The following is a 10,680-nucleotide window of genomic DNA, read 5'->3' on the forward strand; positions in this document are numbered from 1 at the left end:
AGCTCACCCGGCCGAGCGACGCCTCTGACCTGCGGTTTCTGTCCGAAACAGGCCGCTCGGCGGAAGCGCGATGCGGTGAGCGGAGGTTCTGCGTCGACGAGCGGCAGAATGCACTTTGCCGCAGGCGATCAGTACTCGAACCGTCACACGATTACTGTGAGTGCATCCGGGACGCTCTGGAACTCCACTCGCGTGCGCTGCCCGACGAGGTCGCCGTCGACCTGGAAGTTCACCGGTTCAGCTGCGTCGATGCGGATGAGCGGGACGTCGTCCAGGCGCACCAGGTGTCGCCCGCGTTGGTTGCTCTTCGTGAGCAAAGCTTGGCGTACATGAGTGAACACGGTGGGCAACGTGAGACCGTTCAACGCGAACAAGCCCAATCCCGTCTCGAACGAGCAACCCGAGTTGAGGTGCACGGGCCGCTCGCCCAGGTAGGTCCACGGATCGGTGTTCGACACGAACGCGGTCACCACCTCGGCGGGTTCCTCGCCCGGGATCCGCACCGTCAGGGCGGGCCGGCCCAGCGGCGGCCGGAAGTAGGAGCGCACCGCGGCGCGCATGTACAAGGAAGCGCTCGTCTCCTTGCCCCGCCACTTCGCGACGCGGCCCACCACGTCGGCGTCCCAGCCGAGCCCGGCGTTGAACGTGAACCAGTGCCCGTCCGCGAGCCCGAGGCCGATGCGCCGGCGCCGATCCCCTTCGAGGGCGGTCAGCAGATCGTGCGTCGCCTCGACCGGATCCACCGGGAGGCCGAGGGCGCGCGCGAAGACGTTGGCCGAGCCACCCGGCACGACGCCCAGCATGGGCGCGGTCCCGTCGGCACCGTCGGCCAAGAGCCCGTTGACGACCTCGTTCACGGTGCCGTCGCCGCCGTGGGCCACGACCAGGTCGAAACCGTCGCGGGCAGCCGAGCGCGCCACGGCCATCGCGTGACCGCGGTAGTCCGTCTCGACGACGTCGAGCTTCACCTGGCTGGCCAGCGCGTGCGCCAGCACGTCCCGGCCACCGGCGGTGGTCGAGGTGGCCTGGGGGTTCACGACGAGGATGGCGCGCACTGCCGCAGCGTAAGTGACTTGCGCCCGGCTGGAGAACCTTCGACGGCACAAGGTGACGCGAAGCTCAGCGTGACGAGCGGCATCCTCGACGACCGTTGGCGGCCCTTGGCGACCCTGTGGCGGGCGGTCCTCCCTCGTGTCCGGCGAACATCCGCTCGTCGTGACAAGTGCACCCGGGCCGACCGCCCGCTCATCGACGACAACCCCGATTTTCACGTGCCCGGCGTCCCGCGAAAACGGCCGACCGGGTGGCATACCATCGAAAGTGCTCACCCACCGTGACCCGTGCTGGTCGGGTCGCTGTGCTCCCGCAAAGCAGCTGGAAGGCCGCCCCCGTGTCGCTCACCGAGAAGCCGCCGCACACCCCGTTCGAGGTCCGGTTGGCCGGGTTCCTCACCGCGCTGCCCGGCCTCGGGCTCCTGACGCTGGGCGTCGTCATCCTCGTGCGGGGCCTGCAGGAGCCGTCGCGGCCCGGCAACAACATCTGGGCCGAGTTCGCGACCTACGCCGTGCTGGCGCTGGCTTTCCTCGCCGCGTCGGTCGGTCTCGTGCTCGGCCGGCAGTGGGCGCGGTCACCGGGGGTGGTCGTCGCGCTGCTGCTCATGGGCGTGGGCTGGTACATCCTGGGCCCGTCCGGGCAGCCCGCGTGGGGTGCGCCGATCGGCGTGTGCGGCCTGGTCGCGCTCGTCCTGCTCTTCCGCCGCCCGGCCCGCGCCTGGGCGCTCGGCTTGCGCGACGGCGAGACGGAAGAAGAAGCCGCCGAACGAGGCGGGCTCGCCGGGCGCCGCGCGGAACGCGAGGGGCACGAAGAGGACTGACCGTCAGGCGTCCGCGGCCAGTGCGCGCAGCGGATCGTCCGTGAGCCGGTACGTCGTCCACTCGTCCTGCGCCACCGCGCCCAGCGCGCGGTAGAACCCGACCGCCGGGTTCCAGTTCAGCACGGACCACTCGAGCCGCTGGTACCCCTTGTCGACGCACTCCGCGGCCAGCGCGGCGAGCAGCGCCTTGCCCAGGCCCGAACCGCGCAGTTCGGCGCGGACGAACAGGTCTTCCAGGTAGATGCCGTGCGTGCCGCGCCACGTCGAGAAGTTGAGGAACCACAAGGCGAACCCGCCCACGGTTCCGTCGACCTCCGCCACGTGCCCGAACAACGCCGGAGCCGGGCCGAACAGCGCGTCGTGCAGCTGCGGTGGTTCCAGGTGGCATTCGTCGGGCGCGCGTTCGAACTCCGCCAGCGCGTAGACGAGCTTCACGACGGCGTCGACGTCTTCGGGTCGGATCCGCCGCACTCGGGGGTCGGGCAAGGTATCAGTCTTCCAGTGCCGGCAACAGGTTCAGGTGCTCGATCTGCGGTTCGCCGCGCTCGTCGCCGAGCACCGCGATGCCGGCGGGATCCAGTCCGAAGTGGACACCCGCGGACGAGGACAGGTCGACCCAGCGCGCGACCAGCACCCGGCTGAAGTGCCCGTGGCCCACGAGGACCACGTCGCCGTTGTCGATCTCGTGGCGCGCGCGGTCGAGGACCTTGTCGGCGCGCGCGGCCACGTCGGCCGCGCTCTCGCCGCCGGGGATCGGGTGTGTCCACACGGTCCAGTCGGGGACGGTTTCGCGGATCTTCGGTGTGGTGAGACCTTCGTAGTCGCCGTAGTCCCATTCGGCGAGGTCGTCGGTGATTTCGTCGATGCGCAGGCCGGCGAGTTCGGCCGTGCGCTTCGCGCGTTCACGCGGGCTGGAGATCACGAGTTTCGGGCCGCCGAGCAGGGTCCGCAGGGTACTGCCCGCCGCGCGCGCCTGTTCTTCGCCCGCCTGTGTGAGCGGGATGTCGGTGCGCCCGGTGTGCCTGCCGTTGACGGACCACTCGGTCTGACCGTGCCGGAGGATGAAGAGCCGATGTGCCACGAGCCCGAATATAGCCCCGCTCCCGTTTGCGAGCAGGTCGCGCGATGTGCTTACCTACTCGTGAGTAACTTCCCGGGGAGGTCCTGATGGGTGCGAGCCCGACGTTCGCGATGTGGCGCCGGCTGGCCGGCAAGCCAGGCGGTGAGCAGCTGTTTTCCGCCGCGATGTGCCTCCGCGTGCCCTACTTCGCAACGGTGCTGCCGACGGTCCGGCAGCTGCGTCCCGGGCACTGTTCGGTCACCGCGCCGAAGTGGTGGGGTGTCCACAACCACATCCGGACCTTTCACGCGATCGCCACGGGCAACCTCGCGGAGATCGCGATGGGCCTGCTCGCGGAGGCGACCGTGCCGTCGACGCACCGCTGGTTGCCGAAAGAGATGGCGGTCCAGTACCTCGCGAAGGCGACCACCGGGCTGCGCGCCGTTGCGGAACTGCCGGAGCTGCCCGAGTTCGGCGACGGCGGATTCGACCTTCCCGTACCCGTGCGCATCCTCGACAAGCGCGGGACGACCGTTGTCACCGCCACGATCACGATCTGGGTCACGCGCAGGAAATAGCCGTTTTGCCGGGACCGCGGCGCCACAATTCCCGTCGCGGAATTGACCCGCCCGGGTGAACTTAACGCCGTTTACTGAGGTGCCGCCGAGTCGGTCGATTTCCGGTCTTGCCAGCCTCGGAACAGCGCCGACACGATGCCCGCATGCCAGCACTGACGCGCCGCCGATTCCTCGGCCTCGCCGCGCTGAACACCGCCGCGGCCTTCGGACTGACCGGGATTTCCACCACCACCGCTCGCGCCGCGACGAATGCGCTGCTGCCCGAGTTCTCGCCCGCCGTGGTGATCGGCACCGGTTACGGGGCGGCCACCACCGCGTTGCGGCTCGGCGCGGCCGGCGTGCCCACGCTGATGCTCGAAATGGTTCGCTCGTCAACGGCGCGATGGCCGTCACGCCGAAGCGCTCGTACTTCGAGGAGATCCTGCCGCGCGTGGGCGCCGAGGAGATGTACGGCACGTACTTCCCGCGCGCGAGGGCCGGGCTCGGCGTGAACTCCGTGGTCCCGCGGTGGTTCGAGCGCTGCCGCTCCTACCAGTACGCGCGCGTTTCGCGGAAAGCCGCGCGGAAAGCCGGGTTCAGCACCACGTTCGTGCCCGGCGTCTACGACTTCTCCTACCTCGAGCGGAAAGAGGCCGGCGCTGCCCAGCGGTCGGCGCTCGCGTCCGAAGTCATCTACGGCAACAACCACGGCAAGCGCTCGTTCGACAAGCCCTACCTCGCCGCCGCGCTCGGCACCGGCCGCGTGACGATCCAGACGCTGCACGAGGTCCGCGAGATCAGCCACCAGCCCGACGGCACGTACACGCTCGTCGTGCGCGAAATCGACCCGTACGGCGCCGTCGTCGCGATCAAGCACGTGACCACCCAGCACCTGTTCCTCGGCGCCGGCTCCGTCGGTTCCACCGAACTCCTGCTGCGGGCAAGGGAAACCGGCCGGTTGCCCGACCTGCCCGACGCCGTGGGGCGGGGCTGGGGCACCAACGGCAACGTGATGCTCGGCCGCGCCAACCACGTCTGGGACACCACGGGCAGCCTGCAGTCGGGGATGCCCGCGCTCGGCATCGACAACTGGCACGACCCCGTGCACCCGGTCTTCGCGGAGATCGCGCCGGTGCCCGCCGGGCTCGAGACGTGGCTGAGCCTGTACCTCGCGATCACGAAGAACCCGGAACGTGGGCACTTCACCTACGATGCGGCGACGGATTCGGCGAAGCTGCAGTGGGCGGCCGCGCAGGGGCAGCCGTCGATCGACGCGGCGAAGGCGCTGTTCGACAAGATCAACTCCGCGAACGTCACGATCTACCGCTACGACCTCTTCGGCGACACGCGTCCGTTCGAGAACCGCTTCACCTACCACCCGCTGGGCGGGCTCGTGCTCGGTGAAGCGACCGATGACTACGGACGCGTGAAGGGCTACCGCAACCTGTACGTCACCGACGGTTCGCTGATCCCGGGCAGCGCGGGCGTGAACCTCAACGCGGGCGATCACCGCGCTGGCCGAGCGCAACGTCGAGCGCGTGCCGGCCGAGGACGTGCTGGGTTAACGCGCGCGCAGCTTCTCGTAGTAGGCGGTGCAGTCCGCGTACGAAGGCAGCAGACCCTGCTCTTCGGCCTCGGCGAGCGTCGGCGCCGAACGGTCCTTTTCGGACACGATGGGCGTGAGGTCCGCGGGCCACGGGAGGCCGAGCGCCGGGTCGAGCGGGGTGATCCCGTGCTCGGCCGGCGGGTTGTACGGCTCGGAGCACAGGTACGACATGACCGTGTTGTCCTCGAGCGCGATGAACGCGTGGCCCAGCCCTTCGGCCACGTACACCGAGCGGAAGTCCACGGGGTCCAGCCGCACCGCGTCCCACTGCCCGAACGTGGGGGAGCCCGTGCGCAGGTCCACGACCACGTCGAGCAGCGAACCGGCGGGGCAGTAGACGTACTTCGCCTGGCCGGGCGGTACGTCGGCGAAGTGCACGCCGCGGATGGTGCCGCGCCGGGACACGCTGTGGTTGGTCTGGCCCACTCGCATCGGGTGCCCGGCCGCCTCGATCAGCGAGTCCTCCTGGAACGGCGCCACGAACAGCCCGCGCTCGTCGGGGAACGCGCGCGGCGTGAACTCGTAAGCGTCGGCGACCTTCAGCGCGCGGAATTGCATGCGCTCACCTTATCGAGGGCGCCGAATGCGGAATTGGTGGTGCTCCGGACGGAGTGGCCGCCATCACTGGATCGGTTCCGACTGCGTTAGAAAACCGGACGGACGTCTTGGGATTAGGGGTTCTTCTCGGAATATCGGCAGGAAGACGCCGGAATCTGTGACATGAACCGCACCGAGGGTTCGCCGTCCGCGGGACGCCTGTCATGATTGGCGGACCGCAGCGTCCGCGGCCGTCAGCCACACCCCACGGATCGAACGGCCGCTGTGACGCCTCGCCGACAGGCCGGCGCTACCGCGCTGGGCTGCCGTCCGGAGGACTAGATCCACAGGTGCGGGTGCGCCTGCCCCGCCGCCAGTGGTCCCCCGCTCGCAGTCCCAGGAGTTGTGTTGTGACCCAGATCCACCCCGCGAGTTCCGTGATCCCCGAAGGGCGATCGCCGGAAACGACGACAGGAACCCCGATGACCGACCAGGCCAGCACGGCCGCCACCGCCGCGCCGGTGACCGACGCCGAGATCTTCACCGGGCACGAGGGCGGCAAGCTCTCCGTGGCGGCCGCCCGGCCCATCGCCGACCCGCGCGACCTCTCGATCGCCTACACGCCCGGCGTGGCGAAGGTGAGCCGGGCGATCGCCGAAGACGCCGCCCAGGCGAAGCGGTACACCTGGGCCGACCGTCTCGTGGTGGTCGTCAGCGACGGCACCGCCGTGCTGGGCCTCGGCGACATCGGCGCGAGCGCGTCGCTGCCCGTCATGGAGGGCAAGTCGGTGCTGTTCAAGACGTTCGGCGGCCTCGACTCGATCCCGCTGGTGCTCGACACCACCGACGTCGACGAGATCGTGGAGACGCTGGTGCGCCTGCGCCCGTCGTTCGGCGCGGTCAACCTCGAGGACGTGTCGGCGCCGCGGTGCTTCGAGCTCGAGGACAAGCTCAAGGCCGCGCTCGACTGCCCGGTCATGCACGACGACCAGCACGGCACCGCGATCGTCACGCTCGCGGCGCTGCGCGGTGCGAACCTGGTGCTCGACCGCGCGATCGGCGACCAGCGCGTGGTGATCTCCGGGGCGGGCGCGGCGGGTGTGGCCTGCGCGAAGATCCTGCTGGAGGCGGGCGTCGGCGACGTGACGGTGCTCGACTCGCGCGGCATCATCCACTCCGGACGCGACGGCCTGAACCCGATCAAGCAGCAGCTCGCCGGGACCACGAACAAGACCGGCCTCACCGGCGGTCTCGAGGACGCGCTCAAGGGCGCGGACGTGTTCCTCGGCCTGTCGAGCTCGACGGTCGACCCCGAGCTGCTCGGCTCGATGGCCGACGACCCGATCGTGTTCGCACTGTCCAATCCGGACCCGGAGGTGCACCCGGCCGACGCGGCGAAGTACGCGGCGATCGTGGCGACCGGGCGCAGCGACTTCCCGAACCAGATCAACAACGTGCTGGCGTTCCCGGGGGTGTTCCGCGGTGCGCTCGACGCCGGCGCGCGGGCGATCACGGAGAACATGAAGCTCGCCGCGGCCGATGCCATCGTGGCCGTCGCGTCGGACGACCTCGGCCCGGACCGCATCGTCCCGAGCGCGCTCGACCCGCGGGTCGGCCCGGAGGTCGCGGCGGCGGTGGCGAAGGCGGCCGTGGCCGACGGCGTCGTCTGAACAGTTCGGTGGCAACGGGCTCCCCGCGCTGGGTGTGCGCGGGGAGCCCGTTTCTTTCCCGGACGGACCTTGCGCCACCCTTCGCCGTGACCGCGCCGGCGAGCTTCGCGCTACAAGACCCGCATGACGATCGCACTCGGCCGGTACGGCATCTGGCAGCCGGCGGCCTCGACCACTCCGGACCAGGCACGGGAGATCGAGCGGCTCGGCTTCCCGACGCTGTGGGCCGCCGGGGCGCCGGCTGATCTCGCGGGCGTCGACGAACTCCTCGAAGCGACCTCGACGCTGGTGGTCGGAACCAGCATCGTCAACATCTGGCGCGGCGACCCGGGTGTCGCCGCGGCGGCGTACCACCGCGTGTCCGAGCGTTTCCCCGGCCGGTTCTGGCTCGGTGTCGGCGCCGGCCACCGGGAGCACACGCCGGAGTTCCGCAAACCGCTCGCCGCGATGAACGCTTACCTCGACGCACTCGACGCGGGTGGCGTGCCGGTCGAGGGCCGGGCGATCGCGGCACTGGGCCCGAAGATGCTGGCGCTGACGGCCGCGCGGGCGGGCGGCGCGGTGCCGTACCTGGTGCCGCCGGCGCACACGAAGCTCGCCCGGGAGGCGCTGGGCCCGGCGGCGGTGCTGGCGCCGGAGATGAAGGTCGTGCTGGACGCGAACCCGGTGCGCGCCCGGGACACCGCCCGGCCGCGGATCGCGAACCCGACGCTCGGCCTGGTCAACTACACCGCCAACCTGCGCCGCCTCAGCTTCACCGACGACGACCTGTCGGGCGGCGGCAGCGACCGGCTCATCGACGCGCTCGTCGCGCACGGCGCCGCGGCCACCGTCGCCGCGCGGCTGGCCGAACACCACGCCGCGGGCGCGGACCACGTCGCGATCCAGGTGATCACGCCGCGGCACGCCACCCACCCGGACCTGCCGGGCGTGCAGCTGCAGGTCCACGACTACGAGGTGGTCGACGTCTACCGGACGCTGGCGGCCGAGCTGCTCTGACGTTTCTGGACTTGCCGGTCCATTTTTTCGTGGCCACGCTGGACGGCATGACGATCGAACTCGGTCCGTACGGCGTCTGGCAGCCGGCGGCACTGACCACCCCGGACATGGCGCGGAAGATTGAGCAGCTCGGCTACACCACGTTGTGGGTCGCCGGCCCACCCGTGGACCTCGCCGGCGTCGACGAACTCCTCGAAGCCACCTCGACGCTCGTGCTCGGCACCAGCATCCTCAACATCTGGCGCGGGGATCCGGCCGCCGCCGCGGCGGCGTACCACCGCGTGACCGAGCGCTTCCCCGGCCGGTTCTGGCTCGGCATCGGCGCGGGCCACCCCGAGCAGACGCGGGAGTTCCGCAAGCCGCTCGCCGCGATGAAGCAGTACCTCGACGGGCTCGACGCGGGCGGGGTGCCGGTCGAGGGGCGGGCGATCGCCGCGCTCGGGCCCAAGATGCTGGACCTGACCGCGGAACGGGCGGGCGGGGCGGTGCCGTACCTCGTGCCACCTGCGCACACGAAGCTCGCGCGGGAAGCGCTGGGCCCGGCGGCGGTGCTGGCACCGGAGATGAAGGTCGTGCTGGACGCGAACCCGGCGCGTGCCCGCGACACCGCCCGGCCGCGGATCAAGCACCCGTACCTCGGCCTGGTCAACTACACGACCAACCTCCGCCGCCTCGGCTTCACCTACGACGACCTGGCCGGCGACGGCAGCGACCGGCTCATCGACGCCGTCGTCGCCCACGGCGACGCACCGACGGTCGGTGCGCGGCTGGCCGAACACCACGCGGCGGGCGCGGACCACGTCGCGATCCAGGTGATCACCACGCGCCACGCCGCTCACCCGACGCTGGCCGACGTCGAGCTGCAGGTCTACGACGACGAGGTGTTCGCCGCGTACGAGACCTTGGCCGCCGAGCTGTTCTAGCGCTCCAGCAGCTCCACGAGCCGGTGCCGCGGCACGTCGACCAGCCGGAGGTCCGTCAGGTCGGCCGGGACGTCGAGGGCGACGTTCGCGAGCCGGGCGTGGGCGCGGGTCAGGATCTCCGACGGGTGCTCGACGGCATCGGCCGTGACGATCGCGTGCCGGTTGTCCGGGGTGCTGCGCAGGAAGCGCAGGCGGTACTTGGCGGCGACGAGATCCGTCAGCGCCGTCTGCGCCGCCGCGTCGGCGAGGTCCGGGTGGTTGTTCGGCACGAGCAGCGCCAGGCGGCGGGCGTTGGTGCCGAGCAGCGTGCGCAGGAGCCACGGGCCCGAGTCGGCGGTGAGGTCCATCGCGACGGCGTCGCCCTCGGGGCCGGAGGCGGACCAGTCGACGGGCCGGGTTTCGAGTGCGAGGCCGCCGTCGGTGGCGATCTCGCGCAGCGCCGACAGGAGCGCGGGTTTCGTCCCGGACGCTTCCACCGACTGCGGGCCGTGGGTGTAGATCGCCGCCTTTCCCTTGCGGCCACCCGATTTCTTGGCCTTCGCCGTCGGCTGGCAGACGTAGAGGTCGGCGGCGGAACCGACGGCCTGCGCGCCGGCGTAGCGGTTGAAGTCCGGCAGGATCGCCTCGAACGTGAGGCCCAGCGTCGCGAGCGAACGCTGCACCTGGGCGCCGAGCGCGGGGTGGCGGGGGCTGTAGCCGTAGGCCAGCAGGATGCGGCCGTCGGTCGGCTCGCGCAGCGCCTGCACGGCGCGCGCGGCGAACAGCCCCATGCCCTCCGGCGTGTACGGCGGGTCGCTGAACACGAGGTCCGCGCGGCCCGCGACGGCGGGCGGCAGCCCGATGCGCAGATCGGTGTGGGCGAGAGCGATCGTCCGCCCGCTCGTGGCGTCCAGGTAGGACAGCACGCGTTCGTCGAGGTCCACCACGGTCAGCTCGGCTTCGGGGCACACCGCGCGCACGGCGAGCGAGGTGAGGTCGTGGTCGCCGAGGAAGAGCAGGCGGGCGCGGCGCAGGTCGTAGCGGGCGCTGAGCCACAACGCGCGGCGCAGCACCGTCTCGGGTGTCGCCTGCACGTGGTCGAGTGCGGCCAGCGGCGGCGGCACGGCGGCGATCTGCGTCGCCAGCTCCGCCAGCAGGTCCGAGTGCGCGGCCACGGCGTCGTCGAGCGGGTCGGGCAGGCGCGGCAGCCGGTAGGTCTCGTACGCGGGCAAAGCGTCCGGCGAAATCCGGACACCCGCGGCGGAACGCTCCAGATCGGCCTCCAGCGCCGCCAGCACGTCCTCGACGCTGCGGCGCGGTGCCGCGCTCAACCGCACCAGGTCCGCGAGCTCGCGGGGACCCGTGCGGAGCAGGTCGATCACCTCGTACAGCGGGCGCACGCCGGCGCCGTGCGCGGCCAGGACGTCGTCGAGAGCGGTCACGGTCGCCGAGCCTAACCGGCCACTGGACGGGAAA

The 10,680-nt window shown here is 71.2% G+C and carries 10 protein-coding genes and 1 pseudogene; 6 read left to right on the forward strand and 5 right to left on the reverse strand.

What is annotated here, in order from left to right; all coding sequences use genetic code 11:
- Nucleotides 1-143: 143 nt before the first annotated feature.
- Nucleotides 144-1,055: a diacylglycerol/lipid kinase family protein gene (locus tag ACIA77_RS16440; protein ID WP_395886714.1), complete on the reverse strand. Its 912-nt coding sequence runs from the start codon at nucleotides 1,053-1,055 to the stop codon at nucleotides 144-146.
- Between the two features lie 335 nt (nucleotides 1,056-1,390).
- Here ACIA77_RS16440 and ACIA77_RS16445 point away from each other — a divergent pair, with 335 nt between their 5' ends.
- On the forward strand, nucleotides 1,391-1,873 hold the full coding sequence (locus tag ACIA77_RS16445; RefSeq protein WP_395886715.1) for a hypothetical protein: 483 nt from the start codon (nucleotides 1,391-1,393) through the stop codon (nucleotides 1,871-1,873).
- 3 nt (nucleotides 1,874-1,876) lie between these two features.
- Here ACIA77_RS16445 and ACIA77_RS16450 read toward each other — a convergent pair whose 3' ends face one another.
- A complete protein-coding gene (locus tag ACIA77_RS16450) occupies nucleotides 1,877-2,359 on the reverse strand; it encodes a GNAT family N-acetyltransferase (protein WP_395886716.1) in 483 nt (160 codons plus the stop codon).
- A gap of 4 nt (nucleotides 2,360-2,363) precedes the next feature.
- Nucleotides 2,364-2,954, reverse strand: a complete 591-nt coding sequence (locus ACIA77_RS16455) for an acid phosphatase (RefSeq protein ID WP_395886717.1) — start codon at nucleotides 2,952-2,954, stop codon at nucleotides 2,364-2,366.
- A gap of 86 nt (nucleotides 2,955-3,040) precedes the next feature.
- On the opposite strand from ACIA77_RS16455, the gene ACIA77_RS16460 reads away from it, so the two are divergent.
- Both ACIA77_RS16460 and ACIA77_RS16465 read left to right on the forward strand, forming a co-directional pair.
- Entirely contained in the window at nucleotides 3,041-3,511 is a 471-nt protein-coding gene (locus tag ACIA77_RS16460) for a hotdog fold domain-containing protein (protein WP_395886718.1), read from the forward strand.
- 143 nt (nucleotides 3,512-3,654) lie between these two features.
- Nucleotides 3,655-5,055 (forward strand): annotated as a pseudogene (locus ACIA77_RS16465) (GMC oxidoreductase).
- Here the strand turns inward: ACIA77_RS16465 and ACIA77_RS16470 are convergent.
- Nucleotides 5,052-5,654, reverse strand: coding sequence for a dTDP-4-dehydrorhamnose 3,5-epimerase family protein (locus ACIA77_RS16470; protein ID WP_395886719.1), 603 nt, complete (start codon nucleotides 5,652-5,654; stop codon nucleotides 5,052-5,054). The pseudogene ACIA77_RS16465 and the gene ACIA77_RS16470 overlap by 4 nt on opposite strands.
- Nucleotides 5,655-6,115: 461 nt before the next feature.
- Here ACIA77_RS16470 and ACIA77_RS16475 point away from each other — a divergent pair, with 461 nt between their 5' ends.
- From ACIA77_RS16475 to ACIA77_RS16485, 3 genes are all read left to right on the forward strand, one after another.
- Nucleotides 6,116-7,303 carry an NADP-dependent malic enzyme gene (locus tag ACIA77_RS16475; RefSeq protein ID WP_395886720.1) on the forward strand — a complete coding sequence of 396 codons (1,188 nt, stop codon included), beginning with the start codon at nucleotides 6,116-6,118 and terminating at the stop codon, nucleotides 7,301-7,303.
- A gap of 123 nt (nucleotides 7,304-7,426) precedes the next feature.
- Nucleotides 7,427-8,302 carry a TIGR03620 family F420-dependent LLM class oxidoreductase gene (locus tag ACIA77_RS16480; protein WP_395886721.1) on the forward strand — a complete coding sequence of 292 codons (876 nt, stop codon included), beginning with the start codon at nucleotides 7,427-7,429 and terminating at the stop codon, nucleotides 8,300-8,302.
- A 47-nt stretch (nucleotides 8,303-8,349) separates the two neighbouring features.
- A complete protein-coding gene (locus ACIA77_RS16485) occupies nucleotides 8,350-9,225 on the forward strand; it encodes a TIGR03620 family F420-dependent LLM class oxidoreductase (RefSeq protein WP_395886722.1) in 876 nt (291 codons plus the stop codon).
- Here the strand turns inward: ACIA77_RS16485 and ACIA77_RS16490 are convergent.
- On the reverse strand, nucleotides 9,222-10,646 hold the full coding sequence (locus ACIA77_RS16490) for a bis-aminopropyl spermidine synthase family protein (protein WP_395886723.1): 1,425 nt from the start codon (nucleotides 10,644-10,646) through the stop codon (nucleotides 9,222-9,224). The two genes, ACIA77_RS16485 and ACIA77_RS16490, sit on opposite strands and share 4 nt — an antisense overlap.
- Nucleotides 10,647-10,680 lie beyond the last annotated feature (34 nt).

Origin of the sequence: Amycolatopsis sp. NPDC051903, assembly GCF_044452505.1 — a bacterium.
In the GTDB taxonomy this organism is placed as follows: domain Bacteria; phylum Actinomycetota; class Actinomycetes; order Mycobacteriales; family Pseudonocardiaceae; genus Amycolatopsis.